Raw genomic sequence first — 15,394 nt, 5'->3', positions numbered from 1 at the left:
CTGCGTATCGATCCAGTAACAGGGCTCGCAGTCAGTGGTGTTATGCGCGTAGACAGTCCGTGACCTGGTACGTCAAATCTCATCCAGCCACCAGATCCGGAGAATCCATGCGGAAGTCCCACAGACTCGTCGCCGCCGGCGCCGCCTGTGCCCTCGCCGGTGCCGCCCTGTACGGCGCGGGTGCCGCCACCGCCGGGCAGTCGACGGCCAACTCCACCCATGAGCCCTACAACATCGGGCAGTTGGTGAAGGACATCGACACCTACTACGGCACGACCACCGACAGCAACGGCGTGTACCAGGCGTCCCCGGACAGTCCGTACGCCAAGGACCTGGCGGACATCGACGCGAACGCCGAGCGGTACATCGGCAAGGCCGCGCGCCAGGCGCGGCGGCACGGCGAGAGGCCGGCCGTCATGTTCGACATCGACGACACGCTGCTGCTCAGCCTCGACTACGAGAAGCGCTACAACTACACGTACAACTCCACCACGTGGAACGACTACGTGAACCGCGCCGACCGCCCGGCCGTCTTCGGCAGCCCCGAACTGGTGCGGTACGCCCAGTCCAAGGGCGTCGAGGTCTTCTACAACTCCGGTCTGACCGAGGCCCAGCGCACCGCCGCCGTCACGAACCTGAAGAAGGTCGGCGCCGACGTGAACCTCGACGCCGACCACATGTTCCTCAAGGACAAGGCCGACCCGCCGGCCTACCTGAGCGACTGCGCCACCCCGGGCACCTGGAACTGCACGACCGTGCAGTACAAGTCCGGCACGCGCAAGCACATCGAGGACGATCTGGGGTACGAGATCATCGCCAACTTCGGCGACCAGTACTCGGACCTCGACGGCGGCTACGCCGACCGCACGTACAAGCTGCCGAACCCGACGTACTTCGTCAGCTGAGCCCTGGCCGTACGGCCTGAGCACCGCCCGTACCCGGCCCCCGCCACCGGCGCACCACGCCGTGGGCGGGGGCGGGTCCGGAAGGGCTCACGACGCGGCGTGCACGGCGAATTCACCGCCCACCGCGTAGGCGCGCCCCACCGCCGTACCCGTGATCGTGCAGCCGTCGTCCCTCGTGTCACCCCCACTCCGCCGGTGGTCGTACCGCCCCGAGAGGACCCACCACCCGCCTGGATGCCGCCCTCCTGCGGCAGCGTGCGCCAGGCGCCCGCCGAGGACCCCCGCCGGTCTGCGCCACCCGGCGGCCGGACATCCCTGGGCCACCGAACCGGATTCCGTAACACGGGGAAAACCTGAAACAGGTTGAACAGGGGAACAATCCAGCCAGCATCCGCAAGCCGATCATCAGGTGACGAGGAGTGGGACCATGTCAGTGGACCGGTACTTCAGAATCTCCGAGCGGGGATCCACGTTCGGGCGGGAGATACGCGGCGGCTTCGCCACGTTCTTCACCATGGCCTACATCCTCGTCCTGAACCCGATCATCCTGGGCAGCGCCAAGGACAAGTACGGCCACGCGCTGGACACCGGCCAACTGGTCACCGCCACCGCGCTGGTGGCGTGCGTGATGACGATCGTCATGGGCGTCGGCGGCAACCTCCCGCTCGCCATCGCCGCCGGCCTCGGCCTCAACGCCGTCGTCGCCTTCCAGATCGCGCCGCTGATGAGCTGGGCCGACGCCATGGGCCTGGTCGTCCTGGAGGGCCTGGTCATCTGCCTGCTGGTGCTCACCGGGCTGCGGCAGGCCATCATGAACGCGATCCCGCAGCAGCTGAAGCAGGCCATCGGCGTCGGCATCGGCCTGTTCATCGCCTTCATCGGCTTCGTCGACGCCGGGTTCGTCAGCCGCATCCCGGACGCCGCGCACACCACCGTACCCGTCCAACTGGGCGCCGTCGGACGCCTGACCGGCTGGCCCGTGCTCGTGTTCTGCCTCGGCGTGCTGCTGACCATCGCGCTGCTCGCCCGGAAGGTGAAGGGCGCGATCCTCATCAGCATCGTCACGATGACCGTCGTCGCGATCGTCATCGACGCCGTCGCCCACGTGAAGAGCTGGGGACTGACCACGCCCAAGGTCCCCGACAAGCTCGTCGCCGCCCCGGACTTCGGGCTCATCGGTCACTTCAGCCTGTTCGGCGGCTTCGCCAAGGCGGGCGTCCTGACCGCCGTCCTGCTCGTCTTCACCCTCGTCCTGTCCGACTTCTTCGACGCGATGGGCACGATCGTCGGCATCAGCGCGGAGGCCGGGCTGCTCGACGAGAGGGGACAGGTGCCCGGCATCGGCCGCGTGCTGTTCATCGACGGTGCCGCGGCCGCCGTCGGCGGTCTCGGCTCCGCCTCCTCCAACACCGCCTACATCGAGTCCGCGGCCGGCGTCGGGGAGGGAGCCCGTACCGGCCTCGCCAACCTCGTCACCGGCGGCCTGTTCGGACTCGCCCTCTTCCTCACCCCGCTGCTCACCATCGTCCCGCTCCAGGCGGCGGCGCCCGCGCTCATCGCCGTGGGCTTCCTGATGATGACCCACGTCAGGCACATCGACTGGGACCGCTACGAGATCGCCATCCCGGCGTTCCTCACCATCGCCGCGATGCCGTTCACCTACTCCATCACCGACGGGATCGGGGCCGGGTTCCTGTCCTACGTCGTCATCAAGACGGTGCTGGGCAAGGCACGGGAGGTGAACTGGCTGCTGTGGGGGGTCTCGGCGCTGTTCCTGGTCTACTTCGCCATCGACCCCGTCGAGCAGATCCTCGGCGTGAAGTGACGGGCGCTACCTCAGCGCCGCCTGCATCATCGCCCTGGCCACCGGCGCCGCCAGGCCGTTGCCGCTGACCTCCGACCGCGCCGCGTCCGACTGCTCCACCATCACGGCGACGGCCACTTCCTTGCCGTTGGTGTCGGACTTGGCGAAGGAGGTGAACCAGGCGTAAGGCGTCTTGCTGTTGTTCTCGCCGTGCTGAGCGGTGCCGGTCTTGCCGCCGACCGTGGCCCCGCCGATGAGGGCGTTGGTGCCCGTGCCGTCCCTGACCACCGTCTCCATCGCCGACCGGAGCTGCTCGGCGGTGGAGGCGCCGACGGTCTGCCGGGTGCCAGCGTCGTCGTCGTAGTTCTGCAGCACATCGCCGCCGCTGTCGGTGATCCGCGACACCATGTGCGGCGAGACGAGCTTGCCGCCGTTGGCTATGGCCGCGGACACCATGGCCATCTGCAGCGGTGTCGCGGTGACGTCGAACTGGCCGATGCCGGACAGCGCGGTCTGCGCCTTGTCCATGCCGGAGGGATACACGCTGGCGTAGGCGCGCACCGGCACGTCCTGCTGGTCGTCGTCGAAACCGAACTTCTCGGCCATCGCCTTCACCTTGTCCTGGCCGAGCTGGACGGCCATGTGGCCGAAGACGTTGTTGCAGGAGTACTGCAGGGCCACGCGGATCGAGGCGTTCCTGCAGGGCGCCGACTTGTTCTCGTTCTCCAGCACGTGCGTCGTGCCGGGCGGGGTGTAGGGGTCCGGGCTGTCGGTGGGGTCGTCCACGTTCCTGTACAGCCCGTCCTCCAGGGCGGCCGCCGCGACGACCAGCTTGAAGGTGGAGCCCGGCGGCAGCGGCTGGCGCAGCGCGCGGTTGGTGAGCGGCATGTCCCGGTCCGCGTTGAGCTGCTTCCACGCGGGCCCTGCCGTGTTCGCGTCGGTGAGGGCGGAGGGGTCGTACGACGGCGTGGAAACCGCCGCGAGGATCCTGCCCGTCTTCGGGTCGACGGCGACGGCTCCGCCCTTCTTGCCGCCGAGCGCGCGATAGGCCGCCTTCTGTACGGCCGGGTCGATCGTGGTGAGCACGTTGCCCGGATCGGCGCGCTCGCCGGTGAGGGTGTGCAGCACGGTCTTCAGCCGGTTGTCCGTGCCGTTCAGCAGGTGCTGGTAGATGCCCTCCAGCTGCGTGGGGGCGTAGGCCTGCGAGGCGTAGCCCGTCACCGCCGCGTACAGCCTGCCGTCCGTGTACGTCCGCTTGTACGCGAGGTCGCTCCCCTTCGTCCGCGTGGAGCCGGTGATCGCGTTGCCGGCCACGATGATGTTCCCGAGCGGCCGCGAGTACGTCTGTATCGCGTTCCGCCGGTTGTCGATGTCGTCCGCGAGGGCCTTGCCGTCGTAGAACTGCACCCACGTCGCCCTGACCAGCAGAGTGAGCACGAGCAGCAGCGCGAAGACGGACGCCCGCCTGATCGTCCTGTTCATCCCGCTGCGAAGACGAGCGGGACGGGGCCGACCGTTCCCGTACGCCCGATTTCTCATCGTGCGCTCAGGAAACCCGCCGGCGCCGGTCGGGCCGCCGGGCGGCTCGTGGAGGGTGGCGACGATCCGCCCCGTGGCCGGGACGCCGTCGATCCTCGGCATGCGGCCCTCCTTGAGGACTCCCTGCGGCCAGGGGCGTTCACCTCCTTCCGTCCGACGATCCGGCTCCGCCATGCGGGGGAGGAGGTCAGGCGTCCAGGACGAGCACGACCTCCTCGATCTCCCGGCCGCGCCCGTTCGCGTAGCCCCGGGCCCGTGCCGTCTCGCGGAACCCGCACTTGTGCAGCACGCGCAGCGATCCGGCGTTGTCGGCGGCCGCCCGCGCGTACAGCGGCCGTTCGGACACCTCGACGAGCAGTGCCCGCAGCACCGCCGTCGCCACGCCCCGGCCCCAGTGGGCGCGGTCGATCCAGTAGGTCACCTCACGCTCGCCCGGCTCCCCGTAGACCGCCGCGCTGCCCGCCACCCGCCCGTCGGCGACGACCGTGCGCAGCACGTCGCAGGAGGCCCGGATCCGCTTCCAGTGGGCCTCGAAGGCCTCCCGGTCGGCCGGGTCCTTCGGGCCGAACGCGGCCATCCGGACGGACTCCGGGTCGGTCATCTGCCGGAAGAACACCGGCAGATCACTGTCCTCCACGGCACGCAGCGCGATCTCCATGGGGCCCGAGCCTACGACGGTCCGGGCGCCGCGCCCACGACCGCGCGCTCAGAGCCGGCGGGTCGCCAGGGTCAGCCGGTCGCGCGCGTCGAACAGCGCGTCCTTGATCATCTGTTCGTGGGCGGGGGTCAGCCGGGCCACCGGCACCGAGCAGCTGATCGCGTCCCGGGCCGGGGTGCGGTACGGGATCGCCACGCCGAAGCAGCGCAGGCCCAGGGTGTTCTCCTCGCGGTCGACCGCGAACCCCTGCTGGCGCACCTGGTGCAGCTCCTCGATGAGCCTCTCCCGGTCGGTGATGGTGTGCTCGGTGAGGGCGGGCAGCGTCTCCGGCAGCAGCTTGCGCACCTGCTCGTCGGTGCAGGTGGCGAGGATCGCCTTGCCGAGGGAGGTGGAGTGGGCCGGGAGCCTGCGGCCGACCCGGGTGAAGGGGCGCAGGTAGTGCTGGGACTGGCGGGTGGCCAGGTAGACGACGTTGGTGCCGTCGAGCCGGGCGAGGTGGATGGTCTCCGTGGTGTCGTCGGAGAGCCGGTCCAGGGTCGGCCGGGCGGCGGCCACGACCTCGTCGCCGTCGATGTACGAGGTGCCGACCAGCAGCGCCCGCACCCCGATGCCGTACCGCGTGCCCGTCGCGTCCGTTTCCACCCAGCCCAGCTCCACGAGCGTGCGCAGCAGCATGTACAGGCTGGACTTGGGGTACCCCACGGCCTCCTGCACGGCCGCCAGGGAGTGCATTCCGGGCTTTCCGGCGAAGTACTCGAGCAGTTCCACCGTCCGCACCGCGGACTTGACCTGCGCCCCGCCGCCTGGCTCGGCTGCCGACATCGCCCTTGACCCCTTCGTTGGACGCCACATAGTCTCCGACAGCATATTCATCATCAGAGACAGCGTTCAGTATATCGAACACCGCTGATGGATGAGCCAGTACTGCGGCATGACATGTGGAGGGAATCCGCGGTGGCAGCAACACCAGTCTGGAGTGTCGACCCGCGCACCGGGAAGCAGCGTGAACAGGTTGCGGTGGAGGCCACAGCCCAGGAGGTGGACGCCGCGGTCAGGGCGGCCCACGCCGCGCGCGACGCCCTCGCCGACCGGGCGGTGCGCTCCGCGTTCCTGCGCTCGGCCGCCGCGGGCCTGGAGGCGGCCAAGGACGGCCTGGTCGAGACCGCCGACGCCGAGACCGCGCTCGGCCCGGTCCGGCTGACCGGCGAACTCGCCCGCACCGGCTTCCAACTGCGGGCCTTCGCCGACATCGTGGACGAGGGCGCCTTCCTCGACGTCGTCATCAACCACCCCGACGCGACCGCGACCCCGCCCATCCCGGACCTGCGCCGCTACAAAGTCCCGCTCGGCGTCGTCGCCGTCTACTCCGCCTCCAACTTCCCGTTCGCCTTCTCCGTCGCCGGCGGCGACACCGCGAGCGCACTGGCCGCGGGTTGTCCGGTCGTCGTCAAGGCCCACCCGGACCACCCGGCCCTGTCCGAACTGGTCGCCAAGGTGCTGCGGCGGGCCGCCGCCGAGCACGGCGTCCCCGAGGGCGTCGTCGGACTCGTGCACGGCTTCGAGGCGGGCGTCGGACTGATCAAACACCCGCTGGTCGCCGCCGCCGGCTTCACCGGTTCCGTCCGGGGCGGGCGGGCCCTGTTCGACGCGGCCGCCGCGCGTCCCGTGCCGATCCCGTTCCACGGCGAACTCGGCTCGCTGAACCCGGTACTGGTGACGCAGGCCGCCGCCGCCGAGCGCGCCGAGGAGATCGGCACCGGTCTCGCCGGGTCCATGACGCTGGGCGTCGGGCAGTTCTGCGTCAAGCCGGGCCTGGTGCTCGTGCCGTCGGGCGCGGCGGGCGACGGCCTGGTGAAGTCCCTGACGGACGCGGTGAGCGACACCGAGGCCGGGGTGCTGCTCGACCGTAGGATGCGGGACAACTTCCTCGCCGGGGTGGCCGAGCGCGCCCGGCTTGCGGAGGTGGAGTCCCCGGTCACCCCGGGCGCGGGTGGCGAGCACTCCGTGAGCGCCGGCTTCCTCACCGTGCCGGCGAGCAGGCTCGTGGACGGGGGCGCGTACGACCTGCTGCTCGAGGAGTGCTTCGGGCCGGTCAGCGTGGTGGCCCGCTACGCCGACGAGGAGGAGGCCGCGGCGGTGCTGTCCCGGCTGCCGGGCAACCTCACGGCCACGGTCCAGCTGTCCTCGCAGGAGGCCGCCGGGCAGGGGCGGGGACCTGAACTGCTCGCCCGGCTGACCCCGTTGGCGGGGCGCGTGGTGGTCAACGCCTGGCCGACCGGGGTCGCGGTCGCGCCGGCCCAGCATCACGGGGGGCCGTACCCCGCGACGACCTCGACCTCGACGTCCGTGGGCGGTACGGCCATCGAGCGGTGGCTGCGGCCGGTCGCGTACCAGAACGCGCCCGCCGCGCTGCTGCCGGCCGAGCTGCGGGACGAGAACCCGCTGGGGCTTCCCCGGCGGTTCGACGGCCGCCTCGAACGCTGAACACCGGGACCGGTTCACAGGACGGGAACCTGAGAAACTCACGCCATGGACGTAGATCTTCCCGAACTGCCCTTCCTCCTTCGTACGTACGGCCCCGACGGGCACTGGTCGTACGAGGAAGGTGTGCTCACCGGGTGGGCCGGGCCCCGGCACGACCGGTTCGTGCCGCCCACCGGGGAGGCCCTGGACCCCGCCTGCGACGCCCCCCGGCTGCTGGGGGCGCCCGACGGGGACTTCCAGCTGATCGCCCGGGTGACCGTGGGGTTCCGGGCCGCATTCGACGCCGGCGTGCTGTACGTCCACGTCGGCGACCGGGCCTGGGCCAAGCTCTGCCTGGAGTACTCCCCGGACGTGCCCACCGTCTGCACGGTGGTCACCCGGAGTCACTCCGACGACGCCAACTCCTTCACCGTCGAGGGCAGTTCGGTCTGGTTGCGGGTGAGCCGGACCGGACGGGCCTTCGCCTTCCACGCCTCCCGGGACGGCGAACGCTGGACCTTCTGCCGGCTCTTCACCCTCGGCGACGAGAAGGAGACCGGCGACGCGCTGGTCGGCTTCATGACCCAGTCGCCCCTGGGAGAGGGCTGTGTGGTGACGTACGACCACCTCTCCTTCCGCCCCGGCTGGCCCGACGACCTCCGGGACGGCAGCTGAGACGGAAGCCGGGCACAGCCACCGCGCGAGTCACGGTTCAGCCGTCCGGGAACCGGCGCGGGCCCGGGGCACGTCCTCGTTCGCATGATCGGTGAACGTCTCAGGGGAACCCGCGTCATCCGTACCGCTCTGCCCGCCGAGGCGGAGAAGATCGCCGCGCTGCACCGCCGGGCCCGCTCGACGTACTACCCGCGCGGCCTCCCGGACGACGGCATCGACTGGACCGCCGCCTGGCGCGGGGCCGTCGAGCGGCCCGACGGGCAGGTGCTGTGCGTGGTGGACGAAGGGGTGATCACCGGCATCGCCTCCTTCCGCACCCCGGACGGCGGCCGGGCCGACACGGTCAAGCTCTTCCAGTTCCACGTCGATCCCGGCCACTGGCGCTCCGGCGTGGGAACCGCCCTGCACGCCGCCTGCGTCGAGGAGTGGCGTGCCGAGGGCAGGCGGGCGGCCGTTCTCGACGTGCACGTGGACAACCGGCGCGCCCAGGCCTTCTACGCCCGCCGGGGCTGGGTCCCGGACCCCGAGAACCCGCCCGCCGAGGACGACCACCATCTCTTCCTGCGGTACGCCGTGCCGGTCCGGGAATGAAACCAGCTGATTGAACGTTCACGGACCGGCGGCGGAGAGAGCCTCCGTGCCCGTTCGACCCGAAGAGAGCCGAAGACATGCGCGTCGAGATCTGGAGCGACATCGCCTGCCCCTGGTGCTACGTGGGCAAGGCCCGCTTCGAGAAGGCGCTGGCGGCCTTCCCGCACCGCGACCAGGTCGAGGTGGTGCACCGCTCCTTCGAGCTGGACCCGGACCGCCCCAAGGGCGACGTCCAGCCGGTGATCACCATGCTCACCAGGAAGTACGGCATGAGCGAGGCGCAGGCCGAGGCCGGCGAGGACAACCTCGGCGCCCAGGCCGCCGCCGAGGGCCTGGACTACCGCACCCGGGGCCGCGACCACGGCAACACCTTCGACATGCACCGCCTGCTGCACTTCGCCGCGGAGCACGGCAGGCAGGACCGGCTGGTCCAGGTCCTCTACCGGGCGAACTTCGCCGAGGAGCGCTCCCTCTTCACCGAGGGCGACGAACGGCTCGTCGAGCTGGCCGTGGAGGCCGGGCTGGACGCGGACGCCGCCCGCGCGGTGCTCGCCGACCCGTCCCGCTACGCCGACGAGGTCCGCGCCGACGAGCGCGAGGCCGCCCGGCTGGGCGCGACCGGCGTGCCCTTCTTCGTCCTCGACCGGACGTACGGTGTCTCCGGTGCCCAGCCCGCCGAGGTCTTCACCCAGGCGCTGACCCAGGCCTGGGGCGACCGCTCCCCGCTGACGCTCGTCGACCGGACGGACGCCGAGACCTGCGGACCCGACGGCTGCGCCGTCCCGCAGCAGGGCTGAAAACCGCAGGCCGGGGCCGACGTATAAGGACTCCTAAGCGGATCCACGCAAGAATTCGCAATGGACGGGGGGTTCCGCGACCCGCACAGTGGGGTCATGGAGACCTTCGAGAGCCTCGTCCGCGCCGAGTTCGCCCCGAAGACCAGGTACCTCAACACCGCGAGCAACGGCCTGCTCCCCGCCCGCGCCGTCACCGCCCTGCACGAGGCGGCGCTGCTGCGGGCCGAGGGCCGGCCGCTGCTCCCGCTCCACGAGGACGTGGAGCGCTGCCGCGAGGCGTACGCCCGGCTGGCCGACGTGCCGGCCTCCCGGGTGGCGGCGGGCGCCTCGGTCGCCGCGCACACCGGCGTGATCGCCGCCTCGCTGCCGCCGGGCGCCGAAGTCCTCACCGCGGAGGACGACTTCACCTCCGTACTGAACCCCTTCCACGTCCGCGGCGACCTCAAGGTGCGCGCCGTCCCGCTGGAGCGGATCGCCGAGTCCGTCCGCCCGGGCACCGCGCTCGTCGCGGTCAGTGCCGCCCAGTCCGCCGACGGGCGGATCGCCGACCTGGCCGCCGTGCGCACGGCCGCCCGTGCGCACGGTGCGCGCACCTACGTGGACTTCTCCCAGTCCGCCGGCTGGCTCCCGATGCACGCCGCGGAGCACGACTTCACCGCCAGCGTCTCCTTCAAGTGGCTCCTCGGCCCGCACGGGGCGGCCTTCCTCACCGTCCCCGAGGACTTCGGCGGGCTGACGCCCGTGCTCGCGGGCTGGGTCGCGGGCGAGACGCCGTGGGACAGCTGCTACGGCCCGGTGACCGAACTGGCCCGCTCCGCCCGGCGGTTCGACCTCACCCATGCCCTGTTCAGCTATGCCGGGCTGCGGCGCTCCCTCGAACTGATCGAGGAGATCGGGCTGCCCGTCCTGCACACGCATGCCGTGGGCCTCGCCGACCGGTTCCGCTCCGGTCTCGCGGGCCTCGGCCACGAACCGGTGCCGGCGCCCGGCTCGGCGATCGTCTCCGTCCCCGGACTCGGATTCCGCCAGCCGGAGCTGAGCCGCGCCGGCATCGAGGTCTCCAACCGCGCCGGCAACCTCCGCGCGGCCTTCCACCTCTACAACACGCCCGGCGACGTCGACCACCTGCTGGACGTACTCGCCGACTGACGACACGGCCGGGCCGGAGCCCCCGTCCCACACGAGGAGGCCCCGGCCCGGTGGCCAAGGGTCACTTCACCGGAGTCACCGCACCGGCATGAAGTCCCGGGCCCCGATGAATTCGGGGCGCCGCACCGGTGCCGCGAACGGCTCCACAGCCGTGTTCTCCACGCTGTTGAACACGATGAAGACGTTGCTGCGCGGGTACGGCGTGATGTTGTCGCCCGAGCCGTGCATGCAGTTGCAGTCGAACCAGGTCGCCGAGCCGGCCTTGCCGGTGAACAGCCGGATGCCGTGCTCGCTCGCCAGCTGGGTCAGCGCCTCGTCGGAGGGCGTGCCCGCGTCCTGCATCTGCAGCGACTTCTTGTAGTTGTCCTCGGGCGTGGCGCCGGCGCAGCCCAGGAACGTCCTGTGCGAGCCCGGCATGATCATGAGGCCGCCGTTGGTGTCGTGGTTCTCGGTCAGCGCGATCGAGACGGACACCGTGCGCATGTTCGGCAGGCCGTCCTCGGCGTGCCAGGTCTCGAAGTCCGAGTGCCAGTAGAAGCCGCTCGCACCGAAGCCGGGCTTGACGTTGATCCGCGACTGGTGGACGTACACGTCGGAACCGAGGATCTGCCGGGCACGCCCGACCACCCGCGGATCGCGCACCAGCCTCGCGAACACCTCGCTGATCTTGTGGACCTCGAAGACCGAGCGGATCTCCTTCGACTTCGGCTCCACGATGGAGCGCTCGTCGGCGCGGATCGCCGGGTCGCAGACCAGCCGGTCCAGCTCGCGCCGGTAGACCTCGACCTCGTCCGGGCCGATCAGCCGGTCGATGGCGAGGAAGCCGTCACGCTCGTACGCCTGCAGGTCGGCCGCGCCGATCGGGCCCGGTGTGTCCGGGGAGCCCCAGACGACCGGGTCCTGACGCGGGACGGTCACCTCGGTGGTGCCGCGGGTCGGGTAGAGATCGGTGACGTCGGCAGCGGTCATGGGTTCTCACACCTCCTCGGGCTCGGTGAGCAGCGGGTAGACGCCGTTCTCGTCGTGGTCCTCCCGGCCGGTGACGGGCGGGTTGAACACGCAGATGCAGTGGAAGTCCTCCTTGACGCGCAGCGTGTGCCGCTCGTGCCCGTCGAGGAGGTACATGGTGCCGGGCGTGATGGTGTACGTCTTCCCGGCCTCGTGGTCGGTCAGTTCGGCCTCGCCCCGGGTGCAGACGACGGCCTCGATGTGGTTGGCGTACCACATCGACGTCTCGGTGCCGGCGTAGAGGATGGTCTCGTGCAGGGAGAAGCCGACCCGCTCCTTGGCGAGGACGATCCGCTTGCTCTCCCAGGTACCGGACTTGGACCTGATGTGCCGGTCGGTGCCTTCGATGTCCTTGAACGATCGGACGATCACGGTGGTGCTTCCTCCTGGTCGGCTTCAGCGGTTCAGACGGTTTCCCGGACGGCGCGGGCGAGGATGCTCAGGCCCTCGTCCAGTTCCTCGGGGGTGACGGTGAGGGCGGGCAGCAGCTTGACGACCTCGCCCTCCGGGCCGGACGTCTCGATCAGCAGCCCGAGCTCGAAGGCCCGCCCGGCGACCTTCGAGGCCCGGCCCTTGTCGTGGAACTCCACGCCCCACACCAGGCCCCGGCCGCGGTACTCCTTGACGTCGGCGAGGTTCTCCTCGGTGATGGCGATCAGCGCCTGCTCGACCTGCTCACCACGGGTGCGGGTCTGCTTCTCCATGGCCGAGCCGTCGGTCCAGTACGTCTCCAGGGCCGCGGTGGCGGTGACGAACGCCGGATTGTTGCCCCGGAACGTGCCGTTGTGCTCGCCCGGTTCCCAGACGTCCAGCTCCGGCTTGAACAGGCACAGTGACATCGGCAGTCCGTAGCCGCTGATCGACTTGGACACCGTGACGATGTCGGGCACGATCCCGGACTCCTCGAAGGAGAAGAAGGCGCCGGTACGGCCGCAGCCCATCTGGATGTCGTCGACGATCAGCAGCATGTCCTGCCGCTCGCACAGCTCCTTCAGCGCGCGCAGCCATTCGGGCCGGGCGACGTTGATGCCGCCCTCGCCCTGCACGGTCTCCACGATCACGGCGGCGGGCTTGTTGAGACCGGAGCCCTGGTCCTCCAGCAGCCGCTCGAACCACAGGAAGTCGGGGACCTTGCCGTCGAAGTAGTTGTCGAACGGCATCGGCGTGCCGTGGACCAGCGGAATCCCGGCGCCGGCCCGCTTGAAGGCGTTGCCTGTCACGGCGAGCGAGCCCAGCGACATCCCGTGGAAGGCGTTGGTGAACGACACGATCGACTCCCGGCCCTTCACCTTGCGGGCCAGCTTCAGCGCCGACTCCACGGCGTTGGTGCCGGTCGGGCCCGGGAACATGACCTTGTAGGGCAGGTCGCGCGGGCGCAGCACCAGGTCCTGGAAGGTCTGCAGGAAGGACCGCTTGGCCGTGGTCGACATGTCGAGGCCGTGGGTCACCCCGTCCCGGGACAGATAGTCGATCAGCGCCCGTTTGAGCACCGGGTTGTTGTGGCCGTAGTTGAGTGAGCCGGCCCCGGCGAAGAAGTCGAGGTACGCGTGGCCGTCCTCGTCGAACATCCGGCTGCCCTGCGCGCGGTCGAAGACGGTGGGCCAGCCGCGGCAGTAGCTGCGCACCTCGGACTCGAGGGTCTCGAAGACGCTCAGGTCGGGCTGGGTGATGGTCACGGTGAATCGCTCCTCAGCGGGGGGTGGAGGCGGTCAACGGGCCGATGCGGTAGAGAACTTCGGGGTCGTGCGGGCCGTCAGGGAACAGCTCGGCGGGGAACAGCACCTCACGGTCCAGGCGCGCGCCGTGCCGGGCGGCGAACGAGGTGAACAGCCGCTCGGAGGCGGTGTTGCCGGGGGTGACGGTGGTCTCGACGCCGGTGATGCCGCGCTCGGCGGTGAGCCGTGCGGTCAGCCCGTCCAGCAGTCTGGCGGCGATGCCGTGACCCCGCCGGGCGGAGTCGACGGCCACCTGCCAGACGAGCAGCGTGCGGGGCCGTTCCGGCCGTACGTAGCCGGTGACGAAACCGACCGGCTCCCCGTCCGCACCGCGCGCCACCGCCGAGGTGCCGGCGAAGTCCCGGCACCACAGCAGATAGCTGTACGAGGAGTTCAGGTCGAGGGTTTTCGAGTCCTTGGCGAGACGCCAGAGCGCGGCTCCGTCGGTCACCGCCGGTTGGTCGACGATCAGGTCTGCGGGTGCGGCAGTCATGCGGCACGAATTTAGCGAGGCGAATTAGGAAATGCACGGGCGTCGTGGCTGCGCCGCACAGGGGGAGTGGTGAAATGCCCGACTTAACCCCCTGCAAATCGGGGCAAAGCGACAGTACTGTGGAGTATGTCACACCTTGGAAACCGCTCGAAACCTGCCGGAAAACTTCCCTGTTTAGCCTCGCAAAAAGCGGGCAGGAGCTGATGGGAAGCTACCACGAGGGGAATTGGGCGGAAATCGTGAGACCTTCTGAATTTTGAATTCGGAATGCGGTGGCGTCGTCGGATTCAGGCGCCGAGTGCCGCACCGATCGCCGCGAGACACCTCCACGGCCTCCCGGCGAGGCGTCCGTCCCGTAGTGGGTGACCCGGATCATCCCTCGGCCGGCGCCCCGCCGCCGGCGGCGATCGGCGGTGCGGGATCACTCTTCAGGGCCCGGGGTGCCGGTTCCGACGCCACGACTGCGGAGGGCACCCGCAGTGTCGTGGCCACCGGCGCCGCGTCCTTCTGTGCGTATCGCGCGGCCGCGTCCTCGGCGGCGGCGAAGCGCTCGGCGGTCAGTGGAGGGCGGTCCGGGAAGGGGTGGGTCACGGCGGCGCTCTCCTGGTTCTCGGGGGTGATGTACGGGACAAACTCCCCCGATCGCAGGTCCAGCGCCCGCGTAACCATGGGTTTGGTTTGAGAGCCTCAAACTCCTCCTTATAATCGGAACCCACAGTTCCCCACAGAGAAGATCCCTCCATGAAAACGCTCCTCGGACGCCGGACCCGCCTGCTGGCTGCCACCACCGCGACCGCCGGCCTCGTGCTCGTCGCGGCCGGCTGTTCCTCCAGCGGCTCGGGGAGCGGCAAGGCCACCGTCGACGGCGTCCACCTGGTCAGGGCCGGCCAGCTGACCACCTGCACCCACCTGCCGTACCCGCCGTTCCAGTCGGAGATCGACGGCAGGGTCCAGGGCTTCGACGTCTCCCTGATCGACCTCGTCGCCAAGAACCTCGGCGTGAAGCAGCAGATCCTCGACACGCCGTTCGAGAACTTCAAGACCGGCGCCTTCCTCAACTCCGGCCAGTGCGACCTGGCCGCCGCCGGCATGACGATCACCCCGGAACGCAAGAAGAACGTCGACTTCTCCGACCCGTACTTCGAGGCCACCCAGGCGGTGCTCGTCGACAAGAACAGCGGCATCACCTCGCTCGCGGACGTCAAGGCCAAGGGCAAGAAGCTCGGCGCCCAGGCGCAGACCACCGGCGAGGACTTCGCCAAGAGCAAGGGCTTCGACCCGGTCTCCTTCGCCTCCTCCGACGCGGTCCTCAACGGCATGCGCACCGGGCAGGTCCAGGCCGTGATCATCGACTACCCCGTGGTCCAGGGCTGGCTGAAGGACAGGGACAACGCGGCGAAGTTCAAGGTCGTCGACAACCTCAAGACGGGCGAGCAGTACGGCTTCACGGTGAAGAAGGGCAACAAGGCCCTGCTCGACGCCATCAACAAGGCTCTGCGGGACGCCAAGGCCGACGGCGCGTACAAGAAGATCTACGAGCAGTGGATCGGCCCGTACAGCGCCTCCGCCGCCTCCCCGGCCGCCTCCGCCTCCTGAC

General features: G+C 70.2%; 15 protein-coding genes and 1 pseudogene. 8 read left to right on the top strand and 8 right to left on the bottom strand.

Annotated elements, in window-relative coordinates; genetic code table 11:
* Positions 1-107: 107 nt before the first annotated feature.
* Together AC5WRT_RS18660 and AC5WRT_RS18655 are read left to right on the top strand one after the other, a co-directional pair.
* Positions 108-905, top strand: coding sequence for an HAD family acid phosphatase (locus AC5WRT_RS18660; protein WP_496095981.1), 798 nt, complete (start codon positions 108-110; stop codon positions 903-905).
* Positions 906-1,332: 427 nt separating this feature from the next.
* Positions 1,333-2,730 carry an NCS2 family permease gene (locus AC5WRT_RS18655; RefSeq protein ID WP_496095980.1) on the top strand — a complete coding sequence of 466 codons (1,398 nt, stop codon included), beginning with the start codon at positions 1,333-1,335 and terminating at the stop codon, positions 2,728-2,730.
* Positions 2,731-2,736: 6 nt separating this feature from the next.
* Here the strand turns inward: AC5WRT_RS18655 and AC5WRT_RS18650 are convergent, their stop codons facing one another.
* From AC5WRT_RS18650 to AC5WRT_RS18640, 3 genes are all read right to left on the bottom strand, one after another.
* Positions 2,737-4,191: a peptidoglycan D,D-transpeptidase FtsI family protein gene (locus AC5WRT_RS18650; RefSeq protein WP_496096036.1), complete on the bottom strand. Its 1,455-nt coding sequence runs from the start codon at positions 4,189-4,191 to the stop codon at positions 2,737-2,739.
* A 244-nt stretch (positions 4,192-4,435) separates the two neighbouring features.
* Positions 4,436-4,906, bottom strand: a complete 471-nt coding sequence (locus AC5WRT_RS18645; protein WP_496100416.1) for a GNAT family N-acetyltransferase — start codon at positions 4,904-4,906, stop codon at positions 4,436-4,438.
* A gap of 48 nt (positions 4,907-4,954) precedes the next feature.
* Positions 4,955-5,728 carry an IclR family transcriptional regulator gene (locus tag AC5WRT_RS18640; protein ID WP_496095978.1) on the bottom strand — a complete coding sequence of 258 codons (774 nt, stop codon included), beginning with the start codon at positions 5,726-5,728 and terminating at the stop codon, positions 4,955-4,957.
* A gap of 132 nt (positions 5,729-5,860) precedes the next feature.
* On the opposite strand from AC5WRT_RS18640, the gene AC5WRT_RS18635 reads away from it, so the two are divergent.
* From AC5WRT_RS18635 to AC5WRT_RS18615, 5 genes are all read left to right on the top strand, one after another.
* The gene (locus AC5WRT_RS18635) at positions 5,861-7,390 is read left to right on the top strand and encodes an aldehyde dehydrogenase (NADP(+)) (RefSeq protein ID WP_496100415.1); all 1,530 of its coding nucleotides are present in this window, start codon (positions 5,861-5,863) and stop codon (positions 7,388-7,390) included.
* 45 nt (positions 7,391-7,435) lie between these two features.
* Positions 7,436-8,044 (top strand): DUF1349 domain-containing protein, encoded by a 609-nt coding sequence (locus AC5WRT_RS18630; protein ID WP_496095976.1) that lies wholly within the window; start codon positions 7,436-7,438, stop codon positions 8,042-8,044.
* An 84-nt stretch (positions 8,045-8,128) separates the two neighbouring features.
* Positions 8,129-8,635: a GNAT family N-acetyltransferase gene (locus AC5WRT_RS18625; RefSeq protein WP_496095975.1), complete on the top strand. Its 507-nt coding sequence runs from the start codon at positions 8,129-8,131 to the stop codon at positions 8,633-8,635.
* A gap of 77 nt (positions 8,636-8,712) precedes the next feature.
* Positions 8,713-9,432, top strand: coding sequence for a DsbA family oxidoreductase (locus AC5WRT_RS18620; protein WP_496095974.1), 720 nt, complete (start codon positions 8,713-8,715; stop codon positions 9,430-9,432).
* 96 nt (positions 9,433-9,528) lie between these two features.
* On the top strand, positions 9,529-10,581 hold the full coding sequence (locus AC5WRT_RS18615) for an aminotransferase class V-fold PLP-dependent enzyme (RefSeq protein ID WP_496100414.1): 1,053 nt from the start codon (positions 9,529-9,531) through the stop codon (positions 10,579-10,581).
* A gap of 75 nt (positions 10,582-10,656) precedes the next feature.
* On the opposite strand, the gene thpD is transcribed toward AC5WRT_RS18615, so the two are convergent.
* From thpD to AC5WRT_RS18590, 5 genes and pseudogenes are all read right to left on the bottom strand, one after another.
* Positions 10,657-11,550, bottom strand: coding sequence for an ectoine hydroxylase (gene thpD, locus AC5WRT_RS18610; RefSeq protein WP_496095972.1), 894 nt, complete (start codon positions 11,548-11,550; stop codon positions 10,657-10,659).
* 6 nt (positions 11,551-11,556) lie between these two features.
* Positions 11,557-11,961, bottom strand: a complete 405-nt coding sequence (locus tag AC5WRT_RS18605; RefSeq protein ID WP_496095971.1) for an ectoine synthase — start codon at positions 11,959-11,961, stop codon at positions 11,557-11,559.
* Between the two features lie 32 nt (positions 11,962-11,993).
* Entirely contained in the window at positions 11,994-13,265 is a 1,272-nt protein-coding gene (gene ectB, locus AC5WRT_RS18600; protein ID WP_496095970.1) for a diaminobutyrate--2-oxoglutarate transaminase, read from the bottom strand.
* Positions 13,266-13,278: 13 nt separating this feature from the next.
* Positions 13,279-13,797: a diaminobutyrate acetyltransferase gene (gene ectA, locus AC5WRT_RS18595; RefSeq protein WP_496095969.1), complete on the bottom strand. Its 519-nt coding sequence runs from the start codon at positions 13,795-13,797 to the stop codon at positions 13,279-13,281.
* Between the two features lie 287 nt (positions 13,798-14,084).
* Positions 14,085-14,313: pseudogene (locus tag AC5WRT_RS18590) on the bottom strand (alanine--glyoxylate aminotransferase family protein); the annotation flags it as partial.
* A gap of 225 nt (positions 14,314-14,538) precedes the next feature.
* Between AC5WRT_RS18590 and AC5WRT_RS18585 the strand changes: the two are divergent.
* Complete coding sequence (locus AC5WRT_RS18585) at positions 14,539-15,393, top strand: transporter substrate-binding domain-containing protein (RefSeq protein ID WP_496100413.1); 855 nt, start codon at positions 14,539-14,541, stop codon at positions 15,391-15,393.
* Position 15,394 lies beyond the last annotated feature (1 nt).

Source organism: Streptomyces sp. NTD91 (assembly GCF_059510455.1).
Note: the sequence above shows the minus strand (reverse complement) of the source record. Positions and strands in the feature narration are given on the sequence as shown.